Genomic DNA, 17,619 nt, shown 5'->3' with positions numbered 1-17,619 from the left:
GATAATATGGAAAATGATAAAGCACTGGTACTAGGTGGCGGTGGTATTACTGGTATGGCATGGGAAGCTGGCGTGCTAGCAGGTTTAAATGATAGCAATATTGATGTATCTACAGCAGATGCAATTATAGGCACTTCAGCTGGTTCATTTATAGGTGCTGTATTAGCGAATCAAGAGGATATGAAATCATATTATTTAGAACTACCATCACAAATTAGTTCGGATGATCGTGGTGCGATGAGTTCAGATTTATATCGCCTCTGGCAAAATGCATTTGTCGTTGGTAAAGATGATCCTGTCAAAGTAGGACAGATGCTAGGTGATATCATCTATACACACCCTTCTAAATTACCACTCGATAAACGTATGCATGCCATTAGACAGCGCTTAGGTAATGTAGAGTGGACAGATAATCTAATTATTACTGCGATTAACGCTAAATCAGGTCAACTTGCTACATTTAATGAACAAAGTCACATTGCATTAGAAGAAGCGGTTGGAGCTAGTGGAGCTGTTCCAGGTTTATGGCCACACATTCGTGTACTCGAGCAAGATTGGATTGATGGAGGAATGACGTCACCAGCAAATGCAATGATTGCCAAAGATTTCAAGAACATTATGATTATAGCACCATTAGCTGATGGCTACGGTAATCTCCCTAGTGTGAAAGATGATGCGAAAGTGTTAGATGAAAATAGTAGCGTCATAACAATCACGCCTAATAGCGAAAGTCAAAATGCTATTGGAGAGAATATTTATAGTCCTGACAATATAATTGATATCGGGCATGCTGGATATGAACAAGGTATGCAAGTCGCAAAAGAAATCAGACAACATCATCCTGCTTGGATTGAGTAGTCAATTTTAATTACAAGATTGTCCGGTACGCAATGCTCAGAATGAGTTGAAGGTTTTGAGACTGCCTTCTTAGTGAAGGGGGTCTTATTTTAAAAAAATAGCAATTTAAGTAGGAGTGAAATAGAGAAGTGAAGATTAAAGCACCTCAATCAATTTATTTGAAAGGAGATCGTCATCAAGCGATACTCTTGTTACATTCATTTACAGGTACTGTGCGCGATGTGAAGCATCTAGCAACCACGTTAAATTCGCAAGGTTTCACGTGTTATGTTCCTAATTATCCGGGGCATGGTTTGCCCTTAGATCAATTTACACAATATGATATTGATGATTGGTGGAATGAAGTTAAAGATGCTTACCATTTCCTAGAAAATGAAGGTTACCAACATATCAGCGCAACAGGTGTTTCTTTAGGAGGTTTATTCACTCTTAGATTGGCCGAACAATTTGATTTAGAGCGTATCGCTGTCATGTCTGCCCCACATAAAAAAGGTGAAAGTGGCATTGCTAAAAGAATTGAAAAATACGGACAAAGAATGAATCAAATTTTAAACTTTGATGATGAAGAACAACTTAAACAAATGAATACGATTCACGACTACAATCATCAAATTGAACTATTTCAACAAGTTATTGATGATATCATGACACATCTTAAAGACGTTAAAGTGCCAAGTAAGATGATGTATGGTGAGCAGGATGATGAGGCGTATGCCCTAAGCGCACAATTTATTTATGATCATTTAGGTACTAGTAATAAAGAATTGAATTCCTTTGCGCAATGTGGTCATCTCATGACACATGGTAAAGGACGAGATGAATTAGAACATGAAATTGTTCAGTTTTTCAGACAATAAATAATTAAATTTATAATTTTAGAGGAGATGAAGTTTATGAAACGTACTTTTTTACTCACTTATACAACTATTTCAGGTAAAACATATACTGAATTTAAAACTTTTGAAAATGGCCCCGATTACGACACATGTGTGCGACGTATTATAGATGAATTTGATGAATTACCATACCTTTTTATTAAAAAAGATGTTGTTCATTATATTAATGTAGATCACATTGAAAGTTTAGATATCGAAGAAGTCTCTGAAGGTCAAAATATAGTTTATGGATTGAACGATGAATAAAATGATTTCGAAATATGGAAGTCTTACAAACATTTAAAAATAATTAAATCTAATTATTCTGACAATCTATAGGCACATTGCACTTAAAATCAACTCATGATAAAGTGGGATTTAAGTATAAAAACACTTTAGCGCTTTAAAGGGAGTTGGTAATGTGAGTAATCAATCACAGTGGAAGACATCTACCGGTTTTATCCTAGCTAGCGCAGGTTCTGCAATTGGATTAGGTGCAATGTGGAAATTCCCGTACATGGCTGGAATATATGGCGGTGGTGCATTCTTATTTATGTTTTTGATTTTCACAATATTTGTAGGGCTTCCGTTATTAATTATGGAATTTACTGTAGGGAAAATGGGGCGCACATACACGACCCAAATTTACAGTAAATTAACTGGTAAAAAATGGCTAAATCTTATTGGATGGAATGGGAATTTAGCTGTATTTATATTATTTGGTTTTTATAGTGTTATCGGTGGTTGGATTATTATTTATATGGGCAATGTGATTTTACAAGCACTTTCTTTTAAATCCATTTCCTTAACTGATATTAAATTTGAAGAAATTATTAGCAATCCTTGGCTCACAGTACTAGGGCAAGGAATTTTTATCTTTTTAACAATGATTATTGTGATGCTCGGTGTTGAAAAAGGTTTAGAGAAAGCATCAAAGATTATGATGCCTCTATTATTTATCTTTTTATTAATTATAGTGGCTAAATCTTTAACTTTAGACGGTGCGCTAGAGGGCGCGCGCTATATTTTACAACCGAGATTACACGACATCTCAATGCAAGGTATTTTATTTGCCTTAGGACAGTCTTTCTTTACTTTATCTCTAGGTACAACTGGTATGATTACTTACGCGAGTTATGCCCCTAAAGAAATGACGATTAAATCTTCAGCAGTTTCAATTGTTATAATGAATATTTTAGTTTCTGTGCTAGCAGGTTTAGCAATTTTTCCTGCTTTAAAAACTTTCGGTTATCAACCTCAAGAGGGTCCAGGGTTACTATTTAAAGTTTTACCTTTAGTATTTAGCCAAATGCATTTTGGGGCAATTTTTTACTTCATCTTTTTAGTATTGTTCTTATTTGCAGCATTAACATCTTCCATTTCATTACTAGAGTTAAATGTTTCAAACTTTACTAAAAATGATAACCGTAAACGTAAACCTGTTGCCTTAATAGGGAGCTTATTAGTATTTGTCATTAGCATACCGGCGACACTTTCATTTAGTAGTTTAAGTGGTGTGAAATTTGGGGCAGGTACGATTTTTGATAACATGGATTTTATCGTTTCAAACATTCTCATGCCTTTAGGCGCTTTAGGAACAACATTAGTTGTTGGTCAGTTATTAGATAAAAAGCTGTTGAAAGAAAACTTTGGCAAAGACAAGTTTAAATTATTTTTACCTTGGTATTATCTTATTAAATTTGTAATGCCAGTAGTGATTATACTAGTATTTATCGTTCAATTAATATAAAGTTTAGATGCAAAAAATTTAAACGCCAAAAATAATAGCTCTAAGACTTTTTTCTCATTTGAGAAATCGTCTTAGAGCTTGTTTTTTAGTTAAAGTAAGCATCAAGATATTCTTTATCTAATTTGAGTAATTCTACGAAATCATCTGACATAATTTCTTCGCTTAACTCAATATTTTTATCTAGGATAAAATGTGCTAATTTTTCATTTTCGTCACTGGAATCAAAGAAATTTTTAGCATTATCAACGATATCATCATCACTGTAAATGATGAGTGCTCTACCATAAGGTAAATCACGTTTGCCACGTTGGTATGCGGGCTCCAATAAACTCATCACTTTAGCGCCATCTTTATAATTAAATGCCGCATCTAAGTCGCTCTTTACTTTATCGTTAATGTTGGATAAACGTTCTTTTTCAGGCTGGTTATCTGGGCGGAATTCATCTTTTAGATAATCTTTCCAGTCGCTTAAGCTGTTTTTGATCTTTTGTTCTAACTTCACATTCTCGTCTGATTTTTTATTCTCACTTTGTTTCAGTTTCTCAATATCTTGTTTAATTTCATCAAATGAAATTAAATCTTCTTTAGTTAAATTGCTCTTATCGAATTCTTCATAATGACCTGTGACATTCATATTAGTTTCTCCTTCGTCATCTTGATATTACTCTCTTAATTACCCCGTTATCTTCTAAATATAAACATAATTTAAGGAGGGTATTAAGTTAAGAGAATATCATAATGAGTTTATCTACAATTTATTTTGAAGGGTGTACGTTATCTAATTCAACTTGTTGTTTTTGTAATTCGTCTATAAGTTTTTGAGGCATTGAAGCGTTTCTTATAGCTACATTGTCAAATGCACAATTTTTAAATTTAACATTTTCAAAAGTGGCATTGTCGACTTCAATATTTGTAAATTTAATGTTCTTAAACACTGTATCTGTCATTTTGACGTTGCGAGCGAGGTTGTCTTCGAATAATATATCTTGAAATGTAAGATTATTAAGTACTGTTTCATCAAATGATGTATTTACAAAGGTTGAATCTTTGTATAAATCTTTATAAAAATGGACGCTTTCAAAGATGCAATTGTTAAATCCACATGTAATGAATTTAGTATTAGAAATGGCTTTAATATTTTTGAAAATGCCTTCGTTAAAATTACAGTTTTTGAAACGACTTTTGTTAACTTCTAATTCGTCATACATTGAATTTCTGAAATTTGAAGATGTATGGCGAAGGTTTTTAAAGTTTTCCTTCGTAAATACAGATAAAGATAAGTCCTGTTTTGTCATAAATAATAATCTCCTTTAGCCTAATTATTGGTATCAAATTTTGCTCTCAATAATGTAGTCAATGTATATTCATTTATTAGTATTCATGACTATGATAACATGTTGAACATTTATTCACATACGATTGAAGTTTAATAGCATTTATAAAAATTTTATATCTAGAAAATGCGTTTACAGGATTCGCTCTCGTGTATTTCATTCATTTTAGAAAATTGCAAAAGCGAACAGTTTCAGTTATAATTCATACCTGTTAAGTAAGAATTATAAAGATAGAAAGTAGGTTATGTTCAAACCACTCATCATGCGTTGGTTGAACAAGATAAATTATGATTGCTTATGACTTGATAGGGCAAACACCACTTGTATTATTAGAAAGCTTTAGTGATGAAAATGTTAAAATATATGCCAAATTAGAGCAATTTAATCCAGGTGGCAGTGTGAAAGATCGATTGGGTAAATATTTAGTAGAAAAAGCTATTGAGGACGGTCGTCTCAAAGAAGGTGGCACCATTGTCGAGGCTACTGCTGGAAATACTGGTATTGGACTGGCAATTGCTGCGAACCGGTACAAGGTTAAATGTGTCATTTATGCGCCGGAGGGCTTTTCCGAAGAAAAAATTTCAATTATGAAAGCATTAGGTGCAGATGTAAGGCGCACACGTAAAGCTGACGGTATGATTGGTGCACAAAAAGAAGCTAAAACATATGCTGAAAAATATGATGCTTTATATATGAACCAGTTTGGTACAGAAGATAATCCGAGTGCGTATACACATACATTAGCTAAACAACTTACAGACCAACTACCTCGTATTGATTATTTTGTGGCAGGTGTAGGTTCGGGAGGCACGTTTACTGGCGTGGCACAACATATGAAACATTATAATGTTAAAAATTATATTGTTGAGCCTCAAGGTTCTATTTTAAATGGAGGTCCGATGCATGCCCATGCAACAGAAGGTATTGGTGCAGAAAAATGGCCCATATTCTTAGAAAAGGATTTAGTAGACGGAATATTTACAATTACAGATAAAGATGCATTTAATAACGTAAAACTGATTGCCAATAAAGAAGGGTTATTAGTAGGGAGTTCTTCTGGTGCTGCATTACAAGGAGCTTTAGAACTTAAGAAACGCATTAACGAAGGCGTTATCGTCACAATCTTTCCAGATGGTAGTGATCGTTATATGTCAAAACAAATTTTCAATTATAAGGAGCGTAACGACAATGAATAAAAAAACGCAAATGATTCATGGTGGACATACTACAGATAATTATACAGGTGCAGTAACAACACCGATTTATCAAACAAGCACGTATTTACAAGATGATATCGGCGATTTAAGACAAGGATATGAGTATTCACGTACAGCAAATCCTACACGTGCTTCATTAGAGAGCGTGATTGCTAATTTAGAGCACGGTAAACATGGCTTTGCATTTGGTTCAGGTATGGCTGCGATCAGTGCAGTCATCATGCTTTTAGATAAAGGGGATCACTTAATTTTAAATTCAGACGTTTACGGTGGCACGTATCGTGCATTGACTAAAGTATTTACACGTTTCGGTGTAGAAGTGGACTTTGTTGATACAACTCACATCGAAAATGTAGAAAAATACATTAAGCCAGAAACTAAAATGTTATATATAGAAACACCTTCAAATCCACTTTTACGAGTCACTGATATTAAAGCGTCTGCTGAGATTGCTAAAAAACATAATCTAATTTCAGTTGTAGATAATACATTTATGACGCCTTATTATCAAAATCCTTTAGACTTTGGCATTGATATCGTATTACATTCTGCCACAAAATATATTGGTGGACATAGTGATGTTGTGGCCGGTCTAGTTGCTACTGCTGATGATGAATTAGGAGAACGTCTTGGTTTTATTTCTAATTCAACTGGAGGCGTGCTTGGACCGCAAGACAGTTATTTATTAATAAGAGGGATTAAAACATTAGGTTTACGTATGGAACAAATTAATCGTAATGTGGATGGTATTGTGAAAATGCTACAAAGTCATCCATCAGTTCAACAAGTGTTCCATCCAAGTATTGAAAGTCATTTAAATCATGATATTCACCAATCTCAAGCGAGTGGTCATACAGGCGTCATCGCATTTGAAGTTAAAGATACAGAAGCTGCTAAACAAGTGATTCATGCAACACAATATTTCACTTTAGCAGAAAGCCTTGGCGCAGTTGAAAGTCTTATTTCCGTGCCGGCCCTAATGACACATGCTTCTATTCCTGCAGATGTACGTGCTAAAGAAGGTATTACTGATGGCTTAATTCGCTTATCCATCGGTATTGAAGATACAGAAGACTTAGTGAATGATTTAGAAGCTGCTTTAGACACATTAAAATAGAATTTATATTTTGCGAGCTATCCTTACTTTTGTGTGAGGGTAGCTTTTTTAGTTGGGAGAGATGTTATCAGTGTCATTCAATTGCTAAAGAGAGTAGTTATTAGAATATTAATTAATTTTCGGAAAATTAAAAAAATAGTATTGACGATGTTGTGACAATTCAATATAATTCTAATATTCAGATAAGTATAATCAGAATTGATGAGGGTGAGTCGAATTGATTGAATTTCGCAATGTGAATAAGGTCTTTCACAAAAAGAGAGAGACAATACATGCTTTGAAAGATGTTTCATTTACGATAGACGAACACGATATATTCGGCGTCATTGGATACAGTGGTGCTGGTAAGAGTACATTAGTCCGACTTGTTAATCAACTTGAGACGGTTACAGATGGTCAAGTCATCGTTGATGGACATGAGATTGCTACATATAAAGAAAAAGATTTACGTGGAATTAAGAAAGATATTGGAATGATATTTCAACATTTCAATTTATTAAATTCTAAGACAGTTTATAAAAATGTTGCTATGCCTCTCATTTTAAGTAAGAAGAGCAAAAGCGAGATTAGAGAGAAAGTTATTGAAATGCTGGAGTTTGTAGGGTTGGCGGATAAGAAAGATCAATTTCCAGATGAATTGTCTGGAGGTCAAAAACAACGTGTGGCGATTGCACGTGCATTGGTAACAAATCCTAAAATATTACTTTGTGATGAGGCGACGAGTGCACTAGATCCAGCGACGACAAGTTCAATACTCAAGTTGCTAAGTAATGTCAATCGCACATTTGGCATTACGATTATGATGATTACACATGAAATGAGCGTTATACAGAAGATATGTAATCGAGTAGCTGTTATGGAAAATGGTGAAGTCGTTGAGATTGGAACGGTTAAAGATGTCTTTAGTCATCCTCAAACGAGTACAGCTAAGAACTTTGTTTCAACAGTCATTCGTACTGAACCTTCGCAAAGTCTACGTGAGTCATTTAACGACCGTGATAGCGAAGATTACAGTGATTATAAATTATTCTTAGATGCGAAACAAATTAAGCACCCTATATTAAATGAATTAGTGCATGATCATCAACTCAATGTGAATATTTTATTCTCATCTATGTCAGACATTCAAGATGAGACCGTGTGTTACATGTGGATACGCTTTGAACATGATGAACAATTTAAACGTTTTAGTCCGGAAGCGTATTTCTCCCAACATCACATTCAATTTGAGGAGGTGCAATAAATATGTTTGGTTCAAGTTTAGACGCATCACAATTATTTCAAGCTTTATATGAAACGTTATACATGGTTACGGTGGCGCTTATCATTGGTGCGCTCATTGGTATACCACTAGGCATCTTGTTAGTGGTTACACGGAAAAATGGAATATGGCCCAATATCGTTTTGCATCAAATTTTAAATCCTATCATTAATATATTGCGCTCTATCCCGTTTATCATTTTATTAATAGCGATTGTACCATTCACGAAATTATTAGTGGGAACATCAATAGGTACGACGGCAGCAATTGTACCGTTAACCGTTTATGTTGCACCTTACATAGCCCGTTTGGTTGAAAACTCTCTACTAGAAGTAGATGAAGGTATTATCGAAGCGGCAAAAGCGATGGGTGCGTCACCATTTCAAATTATACGCTACTTTTTATTACCTGAAGCATTAGGTTCACTTATTTTAGCCATAACCACAGCTGCGATTGGATTGATTGGTAGTACAGCGATGGCTGGTGCTGTAGGTGGCGGAGGTATAGGTGATCTTGCATTAGTATACGGATATCAGCGTTTCGATACGATGGTTATTATCATCACGGTTGTTGTATTAATTATTATCGTACAAATCATTCAGTCATTAGGTAACTTTATTTCGAGATTAATTCGTAGAAATTAAGTACTTAATTATATATTGATAAAACTTATTTTTAGGAGGCATTTTGCGAATGAAGAAAATAATTGGATTAATTATAGCGGCAGTTATCGTCTTAGCTGCTTGTGGCGGGAATAATGATAAAAAAGTAACGATTGGCGTGGCTTCAAATGATACCAAAGCTTGGGAGAAAGTAAAAGAATTAGCCAAAAAAGATGGTATTGATTTAGAAATCAAACACTTCTCTGATTATAATGTACCGAATAAGGCTTTGAGTGATGGAGATATTGATATGAATGCCTTCCAGCACTTTGCATTTTTAGATCAATATAAAAAGGCGCATAAAGATGCTAAGATACAAGCTTTAAGCACAACAGTTTTAGCGCCCCTCGGTATTTATTCTGATAAAGTTAAAAATATAAAAGATATTAAAAAGGGTGCACAAGTAGCAATTCCAAATGATGTTTCAAACCAAGCGCGTGCACTAAAACTATTAGAATCAGCAGGTTTAATTAAACTTAAAAAGAATTTCGGATTAAATGGCACTACGAAAGATATTGAAAGTAATCCGAAAGACCTTAAAATTAAAGCGGTAGATGCGCAACAAACTGCACGTGCATTATCGGACGTTGATATTTCAGTTATCAATAATGGTGTTGCTACTAAAGCTGGAAAAGATGCGAAGAAAGATCCGATTTACTTAGAAAGTGCTAGTTCAGATGCTGTAAAACCGTATATTAATATTGTAGCTGTAAATTCTAAAGATATGGATAACAAAACGTATAAAAAAATTATTGACTTATATCATTCAAAAGAAGCACAAAAAGCACTTAAAGAAGATACTAAAGACGGTGAGAAAATAGTAGATTTATCCCAAAAAGAAATTAAAGATATTGAAGATGAATTAGCTAAAAAATAATAACGAGTACGCTTAGCTTAAATGCATAACTGGTAACAAAGACTTATACTTTGTTGCCAGTTTTTGTATGTTTGCCCTGATATGTATATAGACACAATGAAAATTAAATTTGTTTAAAATGCTCTATTTACTCAATTCATTTTGCATTTAGGAAAACTTTTTAAATAGAAGAAAAATTATATTCGAAAGGGTGCATAACTGAATTGAAGGGTATAATTTACGAATTTGTAATACAAATGACATTGTAATTCAAGAGAATGTATATTAATTTTAATAGGTATAAGACATCTTAATGGAGCCCTATTATTTAAAAGTAATAATATTTGTAATCAGAATGTCATCAAACGCAAACATCGTGTACATAATTTAGGAGTATAATGTGCGTGTATTATAAAATTCGGGGATAGAAAAAAGACAAGTAGAGGAGGATTTTAAGTGCAAAAAAAATATATTACTGCCCTTATCGGAACAACTGCAATTAGTGCATTAGCAACTACGCAAGCGCATGCGGCGACAACGCATACAGTAAAAAGTGGAGAATCAGTATGGTCAATTTCTCACAAATACGGAATTTCAATAGCTAAATTGAAATCACTTAATGGCCTAAAATCAAACTTGATTTTCCCTAATCAAGTACTGAAAGTATCTGGATCATCGTCTAGTACAACAAAATCTAGAGCTACATCTAATAGTGGTTCAGTATATACTGTTAAAGCAGGAGACTCATTATCATCTATTGCTGCTAAATATGGCACAACTTATAAAAAAATCATGCAATTAAATGGTTTGAATAATTATTTAATATTACCAGGTCAAAAATTGAAAGTATCTGGTTCAGTATCAAATTCGTCAAGTAGCTCTAAAGCTAGTAAGCCGAAGAGTACTGGTCGTACTTCAACATATACTGTTCAATATGGTGATTCATTATCATTAATTGCAAGTAAATACGGCACTACATACCAAAAAATTATGAGTTTAAATGGACTTTCTAATTTCTTCATTTATCCTGGACAACAATTAAAAGTGCCAGGTGGTGGTAGTGGAAGTTCAAGTAATTCATCTACTGGTAAATCAACTTCAAGCGGTGGTTACTATACACCTGTTTTCTATCATCAAAACCTATACACTTGGGGACAATGTACTTGGCACGTATTCAACCGTCGTTCAGAAATTGGGAAAGGCATTAGCACATATTGGTGGAATGCGAATAACTGGGATAATGCAGCAGCTGCAGATGGCTATACAATCGATTACAATCCAACAGTAGGTTCAATCGCTCAAACTGATGCTGGTTACTACGGACATGTTGCGTTTGTAGAACGCGTAAATAGCGATGGTAGTATTTTAGTTTCAGAAATGAACTGGAGTGCAGCACCTGGTTACATGACATATAGAACAATTCCAGCATATCAAGTTAGAAATTATAAATTTATTCACTGAATAAATACGTTAATCATAGATTAAGCTGACGTGGAAATTTCATCCATGCCAGCTTTTTTTAGTGTTTTTTTCTATAATAGATTGAACGTTTGGAGTAAATGTTGATAATTCTTAACTGCTGCTGAATATTTCAACTTATCTTGATTTTTTACATGTTGCATAGGATTTTCGATAATATCTACCATATGTTGGGCTAAACTATCGATGTTATTCTTTTCGATTAAATAACCATTCTTTCCGTGATTGATAATTTCATTAGGTCCATAACGGACATCGTAGGATAACACAGGACAACCTACTTCAATACTTTCCATTATCGTTAAACCAAAGCCTTCGTATTTACTTGTTAATAAAGAGGCTTTTGATTTTCCAAATTCCACAAGAGGTTTTTTAGTATAATTTGAAATTTTCACCATATCTTCAAGTTGGTATTCTAAAATTAAGTCTTTCATCATTGCTAATTGATGATCTTCGTCTTTACCAAATAAATATAGCTTTGTTTGATGGCCACTTTCTAAAAATTTTTGATATGCTTTAATTAAATGATCCAATTGTTTTTCTTTTACAAATCTTCCTATATAAATAAATCGGTCTTCTTTATTCATGTTCGTTTCAACATTTCTTTGATTCAACTCTATAAAATGAGGGATTAGTTCAAATCGTTCATCTTCAATAGGATAAACTTCTTGAATATCATGCATTTGTTGATGTGTCAGCACAATATATTTATCAATATGCGCACTATGTTCTAAAGCATATTTGTAAGATTTCTTAGTTTTGTCGCCAGATAAATGAGAGCTATGAAAAACAAGTATGTTTTTAGTTTGATGCGTTTGTTTAATGAGTGGCGCATCTAAAAATCGCGCATCATTAAATACAATATCATTATCTTTAAAACGTGCCTCGAAATAATACTGTGCGAGGGCTTTATCATTTTTAAATGTTTTATAGATTTTTTTACCTTTGTATAATTCTATCCCATTGATTTTATTTTTCTCATTATTATGAAAATATCTTTTACAATACATGAAACCTTTAGAATCGATGAGTTCATCGCTATGTCTTAAAGAAGAATCACTATAATAAAATATCTTTCTATGAAGTTGACCAAATAAATTATATTCATGACGTTCGTACTTTAAACCTGTTGAAGGAGAAATAAAGTCTTCATATTGTAATACATCTGATTGACCATAATATTTACGAAATTGCACATACGTGTTGTCATTATAATAATGGACGTAGCTTTGGTTTTTACCAAATTCATGTTTTAGCCCTTTAATTTTACGTTTAGTTTTATTGTATTTCGGATTTTTAGTTATTAATGTTTTCGGAACTTTAAATAACTCGAAATTTGAAAGCCATTCATACATATTTTCAAACTCTATATTTTTGGTGATTTTATTTTCCTTTAAAAAATGCTTATAGACACTTGGATAATTGCCGTAATAATTTGTAGTGAGAATCTTAGTCGGTAAACCAAATTCTTCGTCAATAAGTTTGATACGTCGTAATAAAGACTGTGTTCTCCCACCATGGGACATAGGGAGTGTTGTTGTTACTGTGTAAAGCATGCAAATATCTCCTTTAATAGTTACCATCATAGAGTTTTATATGTTTCAAAGATAGATTATTTCACATATTAAAGATTTTTATAAAAATTACAAGTGATTTGAATAAAAAAAGGACGAAATAGAAATCACTTTATTATAAATGATTTCAATGTTTCGTCCCTTAAAAGATACCTAAAATTGAAATGATTCGAGTCTTAAGCGATTCGGTTCAACAATTTACTGATATTCATCTTTAACTTTACGGAAGCTTGTAAATAAGCGTAAACCGTTAATTGCGAAAGAAGTAAGTGCGCCTAATTTACGTAGTTTAGATGGTGATTTTAAAGATACATAAAAGTCTATAATTGTACCAATTGCACTTAATCCTAGTGATAAATATACTAATTGTTTATTTTTAGCATCATGACGGATACCGTTGTAACCATCAACGATAAAACCTGCCATATTGAATAAGTTAGATAAACGCGCTGCGCGAGTTTCTTTTGCCATAAAAAATCCCCTCCAATAGTCATCTTATACATAAAGGCTGAGACATCATTGATTATCTCAACCTCCTTTAAAATTATGAATTTTGAACTTAATCACTTCATGATTTAATATATGATAACATATTACTAAATATATTAAGCTTTTTGAAGTAATAAAGAATAGGGTAGGTCGCTTGTGAAATGATTAAATGTGTATGTTTAGTAGAAGAAAAAGATGACAAAATCTTACTTGTTCAAGTTCGAAATAGGGAAAAATATTATTTCCCGGGTGGTAAAATTGACGATGGTGAAAGTTATGTTGAAGCATTGCAACGCGAACTCAAAGAAGAGTTATGTTTAGATTTAGCTGAAGAAGAACTGGAATTTATTGGTACTGTCGTAGGGGAGGCATACCCACAACCTGACACACGTACTGAATTGAATGGATTTAGAACGACGAGATCGATTGATTGGTCGAAGGTAACTACAGATAATGAAATTACGGACATTCAATGGTTCGATATTAAAGATACAGAATATATTGCTCCTGCGGTAATCACTTGGATTAATCAATTTTCGAAAAAGGATTAGAAACTAGGAGGACTCATGTACATAAAAGCGTATAAGCCAGAACTGTATCATCAAGTTGCAAATTTAGAAGTTTTAGAGAGTGACTCGAAATTTACTAAAACGCCACTTGAAAATATAAAATCAGCACAAGAAGATGCTGATAGACATCCTACTTTAGTTATGAAAGATGGTGTATGTGTGGCCTTTTTCACTTTACATGAAGGGGATGGTCCTAAAGATTATACTGATAATTCTCAAGCCATTTTCTTTAGGTCGTTTAGTGTCGATCAACGTTATAGAGGTCGTGGCATTGGCAAGAGGACGATTGAATTATTACCTAGTTATGTGAAAGATTGCTATCCGCATATTAATGAAATTACGCTGGCGGTAAATACTGATAATAAAAGAGCGATTGATTTATATCAACAAGCGGGTTATCAACATACTCATGATAGTGAGTTGGTTGGCCGTCCCGTTCACGTGATGACACTAGATTTGAAATAAAATATGACAATACACGAAACCCCACCATTCATGATGTGTAACCTATGAAGTTAGATTTTAGTCCAACTTTTGAGGGCCGGTACATCGTTGAGTGGTGGGGCATTTTACATGTTAATCATGTTCAGAATATTGTGTTGTAGTGTGGTTCTGATGTTTTTTACGTTTAATCATAAATGCTGTAACCCATGCCGTAATAGGAATGCTGAGTGCCACTGCGATGCCTCCAAGTAATATCGAGACGAATTCTTGCGCGAAAATTTTGGAATTGATGATATGACCAAATGAATAATGTAATTTGAAAAACCAGAAAAATAAAGTTAATTGTCCGCCAAAATATGCTAAGTAGATGGTATTAGCTGACGTTGCTAAAATTTCTCGACCTACACGCATACCCGACTTGAATAATTGTCCTTGATTCAGCTCTGGATTGGTCTCACTTAATTCATACATAGGTGAACTAATTGTAATAGCTAAGTCGATGACAGCAGTAATTACTGCTAAGACAATTGTGAAAACCATAAATTGTACCATGTCGATTCCTATATTCATGGAATATACATATGTTTCGTCTTGTTGTTCGGTTGCAAACCCTTGAAGGTGTCCCATTTTTACGGAAAGAAAAATGACTAATATTAATATTAGAGTTGTGACAATAGTACCGATAAACGCCGCTTGAGTTTTGACATTATAGCTGTTTAACACAAAGAGATTCACTGCAGCAATGACGATACAGAAGACAAAGGTTACTAAGTAAATGGGCACGCCAAAAATAATTAAAATGATACTAACAATGAGTATAATGAAGTTTAAAAATAACGTGAAGAATGAGACGAGTCCTTTCTTACCTCCGAAAATAATCATTAGTACTAATAGTAATAATCCTAAAATAGTTATTGCGCTCATTGTTTAGCACCTCGCATTTTTAGCCAAACTTCCATTAATGCAATCGTAATAGGAATGGTTAAGACAATGCCGATACCCCCGGTCATCGCTCTAGCTACTTCTAGTGACCAGTTCATTGAAATGGTATACGTAATGGTGTTAGCATTTTTCAAATAAATAAGGAACATTGGTAAGCTACCAGATAGGTAAGAAAAGAGTAAAATATTCGTCATCGTTCCCATAATATCTTGACCGATATGACGTCCTGCTAAAGCCCAACGTCCCATCGTGATATCTGGTGTGCGTTGGAGGATTTCATACATTCCACTAGAAATCGTTATAGCGACGTCCATGACGGCACCTAATGTCCCGATTAAGACGGAAGCGAGAAAGACTTCTTTAGGTGGGAGTGTAAGGAAGGTCATTGTTTCGTATTTAATGCCATTACCTCCAGTCAATTGAATAATCAATTCCGTAACTCCGATGCAAAGAAATGTTCCGATAAGCGTACTTATGATTGTCACGAGCGTTCGCATATGCCATCCGGTAACCAGTAGCAATGTGAAGGTGGTCGAGACGATAATCGCAAAGGTCATTAATAGGAATAAGCTTATTTGGCCATGTTGATTATGTATATATATTGCCCCGATGACAGCAATGGTATTAATAATAAGTGACAATATAGATTGTAAACCGACCTTTTTACCCACAATTAATACAATGAGAAGGAAAAGCCCTGTTATTGCGACAACTAAGCCATCTCTTTTTTTCTCAATAATGTTAGCGTCGTTCGTTTTTTTAGAAATATGTAGTAATACTTTGTCATTTTTAGAAAATGCTTCCGAATCGGCTTGAGACTTTACATATTGATGGTTAATCGTTGCTGACTGGCCTTCAAATTTACCATTTAGAATTTTTAAGGTGAGTTTTTCTTTATATTTAATATCTTTATTATGTTGTTCATCCGTTATCTTTTCTGAATGAATTGGCGTGACGTTTGTGATTTTTCCTATAGGCATATTGTAAAATTTATCGTTAAAACACGTAAAAATAAATAAGCTAAGGAAAATAAAGCAGAAAGCGACAATCATCCATGTGAAAGGTTGTTTAAATAAAGTCTTGAACTGCATGTTAAAACCTCAATTCTCAATTTAGTATATTAAATTGACATAGTGATTATACGCCCAATAGTAACTGAATACAAAAAATTGTGAAATAAGACCATTTAAATTTTTATCTCAATTTACCAAAAAAGCGCGTAATAAACGCTGTTACTATAATTAGCTAAAATTGAGCTGTCTGATTCATCATAGTATGAATGAATTGCCACATGAGGTCGATATCTGTTTTTTTATTATCGTATTTAGTAATTGCGCACATTGTTCGCTTTAATTCGGTGTGCGAAAGAGGTATGTACGTCCAATCTTGATGAGAAGGCAGGTGAATGTTTTGGTTGCAGACGACGAAACCTTTATTTTTACGTAATATATATTGCGCAAGTTGTTTATTGGATACGACATACACATGTGATTTAATCAAATATTCTAGTTTATTTTTTATAGTATTTGAGAAAGGCATTAAGCAGTATAATGGTTTGTTCTCAAATTGTGTTAATGGCGGTTGAGTAGTCATTGCAATTGGATGATCCTTGGGCACATACATATGATAATTTTCTTCAAATAGAGACGTTGTATGTAGTTGAGATTGCGCAGAAACCTCTTTGGTTAACTCTACAAATCCTATATCTAATTGCCCAGATACCACTTGTTCTACAATATCTTCGTGAGTCATCAATTGTGGTGTAGCAAGACTCTTGCTTTGTTGTTCAAATGTTTGCACGAGTGGCAACATCATTTGTGACACATCACTTTCCTCATATCCGATATAAATGGTTCGCTGATCTGTAGAGGATTGTTGTTTGAATAGTTGAATGGTTTTATCTAGTTGGTCCAGAATTTGAGTGGCTTCCGATAAGAGTTGCTTACCTTCTGCAGTAAGAATGATGTTTCGGCCACTTCTTTTGAAAAGGGTCACATTCAATTCTTTTTCAAGTTGTGCAATCTGACGACTGATGGCAGACTGAGCAATGTTTAACTCTAGTGCTGCGTCAGAAATATGCTCTCGTCGTGCAACTTCCACAAAGTACTTAAGTTGTTTCATCTCCATGATGTATACCCCCCTGTTTTACAAATGACGAAAAATTCTGAAAAGTAAAATGATATAAATACATT

Annotated in this window: 19 protein-coding genes; 12 read left to right on the top strand and 7 right to left on the bottom strand. The window is 33.8% G+C overall.

The window, feature by feature from the left end; translation table 11 throughout:
* The first annotated feature begins 6 nt into the window (after nucleotides 1–6).
* From CD155_RS12655 to CD155_RS12640, 4 genes are all read left to right on the top strand, one after another.
* Nucleotides 7–858: a patatin-like phospholipase family protein gene (locus CD155_RS12655; RefSeq protein WP_103213489.1), complete on the top strand. Its 852-nt coding sequence runs from the start codon at nucleotides 7–9 to the stop codon at nucleotides 856–858.
* 128 nt (nucleotides 859–986) lie between these two features.
* The gene (locus tag CD155_RS12650) at nucleotides 987–1,715 is read left to right on the top strand and encodes an alpha/beta hydrolase (RefSeq protein ID WP_103213488.1); all 729 of its coding nucleotides are present in this window, start codon (nucleotides 987–989) and stop codon (nucleotides 1,713–1,715) included.
* Between the two features lie 36 nt (nucleotides 1,716–1,751).
* Nucleotides 1,752–2,000 carry a hypothetical protein gene (locus tag CD155_RS12645; protein ID WP_070830714.1) on the top strand — a complete coding sequence of 83 codons (249 nt, stop codon included), beginning with the start codon at nucleotides 1,752–1,754 and terminating at the stop codon, nucleotides 1,998–2,000.
* A 154-nt stretch (nucleotides 2,001–2,154) separates the two neighbouring features.
* On the top strand, nucleotides 2,155–3,483 hold the full coding sequence (locus CD155_RS12640; protein WP_070830716.1) for a sodium-dependent transporter: 1,329 nt from the start codon (nucleotides 2,155–2,157) through the stop codon (nucleotides 3,481–3,483).
* 85 nt (nucleotides 3,484–3,568) lie between these two features.
* Here CD155_RS12640 and CD155_RS12635 read toward each other — a convergent pair whose 3' ends face one another.
* The gene (locus CD155_RS12635) at nucleotides 3,569–4,117 is read right to left on the bottom strand and encodes a hypothetical protein (RefSeq protein ID WP_070871584.1); all 549 of its coding nucleotides are present in this window, start codon (nucleotides 4,115–4,117) and stop codon (nucleotides 3,569–3,571) included.
* Between the two features lie 121 nt (nucleotides 4,118–4,238).
* Nucleotides 4,239–4,778 carry a pentapeptide repeat-containing protein gene (locus CD155_RS12630; protein ID WP_002445235.1) on the bottom strand — a complete coding sequence of 180 codons (540 nt, stop codon included), beginning with the start codon at nucleotides 4,776–4,778 and terminating at the stop codon, nucleotides 4,239–4,241.
* Between the two features lie 326 nt (nucleotides 4,779–5,104).
* Between CD155_RS12630 and CD155_RS12625 the strand changes: the two genes are divergently transcribed.
* From CD155_RS12625 to CD155_RS12600, 6 genes are all read left to right on the top strand, one after another.
* Nucleotides 5,105–6,013 carry a PLP-dependent cysteine synthase family protein gene (locus tag CD155_RS12625; protein ID WP_103213487.1) on the top strand — a complete coding sequence of 303 codons (909 nt, stop codon included), beginning with the start codon at nucleotides 5,105–5,107 and terminating at the stop codon, nucleotides 6,011–6,013.
* A complete protein-coding gene (locus tag CD155_RS12620; RefSeq protein ID WP_103213486.1) occupies nucleotides 6,006–7,151 on the top strand; it encodes a bifunctional cystathionine gamma-lyase/homocysteine desulfhydrase in 1,146 nt (381 codons plus the stop codon). Before CD155_RS12625 ends, CD155_RS12620 begins: the two co-directional genes overlap by 8 nt.
* Nucleotides 7,152–7,368: 217 nt before the next feature.
* The gene (locus CD155_RS12615) at nucleotides 7,369–8,394 is read left to right on the top strand and encodes a methionine ABC transporter ATP-binding protein (RefSeq protein ID WP_103213485.1); all 1,026 of its coding nucleotides are present in this window, start codon (nucleotides 7,369–7,371) and stop codon (nucleotides 8,392–8,394) included.
* A 2-nt stretch (nucleotides 8,395–8,396) separates the two neighbouring features.
* On the top strand, nucleotides 8,397–9,056 hold the full coding sequence (locus tag CD155_RS12610; protein ID WP_103213484.1) for a methionine ABC transporter permease: 660 nt from the start codon (nucleotides 8,397–8,399) through the stop codon (nucleotides 9,054–9,056).
* A 49-nt stretch (nucleotides 9,057–9,105) separates the two neighbouring features.
* Nucleotides 9,106–9,951: a dipeptide ABC transporter glycylmethionine-binding lipoprotein gene (gene gmpC / locus CD155_RS12605; protein ID WP_103213483.1), complete on the top strand. Its 846-nt coding sequence runs from the start codon at nucleotides 9,106–9,108 to the stop codon at nucleotides 9,949–9,951.
* A 435-nt stretch (nucleotides 9,952–10,386) separates the two neighbouring features.
* Nucleotides 10,387–11,391, top strand: a complete 1,005-nt coding sequence (locus CD155_RS12600; protein ID WP_103213482.1) for a LysM peptidoglycan-binding domain-containing protein — start codon at nucleotides 10,387–10,389, stop codon at nucleotides 11,389–11,391.
* A gap of 71 nt (nucleotides 11,392–11,462) precedes the next feature.
* On the opposite strand, the gene CD155_RS12595 is transcribed toward CD155_RS12600, so the two are convergent.
* Together CD155_RS12595 and CD155_RS12590 are read right to left on the bottom strand one after the other, a co-directional pair.
* The gene (locus tag CD155_RS12595; protein WP_103213481.1) at nucleotides 11,463–12,965 is read right to left on the bottom strand and encodes a glycosyltransferase; all 1,503 of its coding nucleotides are present in this window, start codon (nucleotides 12,963–12,965) and stop codon (nucleotides 11,463–11,465) included.
* Between the two features lie 216 nt (nucleotides 12,966–13,181).
* Nucleotides 13,182–13,454 carry a hypothetical protein gene (locus CD155_RS12590; protein WP_070871591.1) on the bottom strand — a complete coding sequence of 91 codons (273 nt, stop codon included), beginning with the start codon at nucleotides 13,452–13,454 and terminating at the stop codon, nucleotides 13,182–13,184.
* Nucleotides 13,455–13,633: 179 nt separating this feature from the next.
* On the opposite strand from CD155_RS12590, the gene CD155_RS12585 reads away from it, so the two are divergent.
* Both CD155_RS12585 and CD155_RS12580 read left to right on the top strand, forming a co-directional pair.
* A complete protein-coding gene (locus CD155_RS12585; RefSeq protein ID WP_002445248.1) occupies nucleotides 13,634–14,023 on the top strand; it encodes an NUDIX hydrolase in 390 nt (129 codons plus the stop codon).
* A gap of 15 nt (nucleotides 14,024–14,038) precedes the next feature.
* Nucleotides 14,039–14,506 (top strand): GNAT family N-acetyltransferase, encoded by a 468-nt coding sequence (locus CD155_RS12580; protein ID WP_002445250.1) that lies wholly within the window; start codon nucleotides 14,039–14,041, stop codon nucleotides 14,504–14,506.
* Nucleotides 14,507–14,617: 111 nt separating this feature from the next.
* Here CD155_RS12580 and CD155_RS12575 read toward each other — a convergent pair whose 3' ends face one another.
* The 3 genes from CD155_RS12575 to gltC form a co-directional block, all read right to left on the bottom strand.
* Complete coding sequence (locus tag CD155_RS12575; RefSeq protein ID WP_002445251.1) at nucleotides 14,618–15,409, bottom strand: YibE/F family protein; 792 nt, start codon at nucleotides 15,407–15,409, stop codon at nucleotides 14,618–14,620.
* Nucleotides 15,406–16,518 carry a YibE/F family protein gene (locus CD155_RS12570; protein WP_002445253.1) on the bottom strand — a complete coding sequence of 371 codons (1,113 nt, stop codon included), beginning with the start codon at nucleotides 16,516–16,518 and terminating at the stop codon, nucleotides 15,406–15,408. The genes CD155_RS12575 and CD155_RS12570 overlap by 4 nt, the downstream gene beginning before the upstream one ends.
* Nucleotides 16,519–16,672: 154 nt before the next feature.
* A complete protein-coding gene (gltC, locus tag CD155_RS12565; protein ID WP_103213480.1) occupies nucleotides 16,673–17,554 on the bottom strand; it encodes a glutamate biosynthesis transcriptional regulator GltC in 882 nt (293 codons plus the stop codon).
* Between the last annotated feature and the right edge of the window lie 65 nt (nucleotides 17,555–17,619).

Origin of the sequence: Staphylococcus caprae, assembly GCF_002902725.1 — a bacterium.
GTDB classification, from domain to species: domain Bacteria; phylum Bacillota; class Bacilli; order Staphylococcales; family Staphylococcaceae; genus Staphylococcus; species Staphylococcus caprae.
The sequence above is the reverse complement of the archived record's forward strand: the minus strand, read 5'-3'. Positions and strand labels throughout refer to the sequence as shown.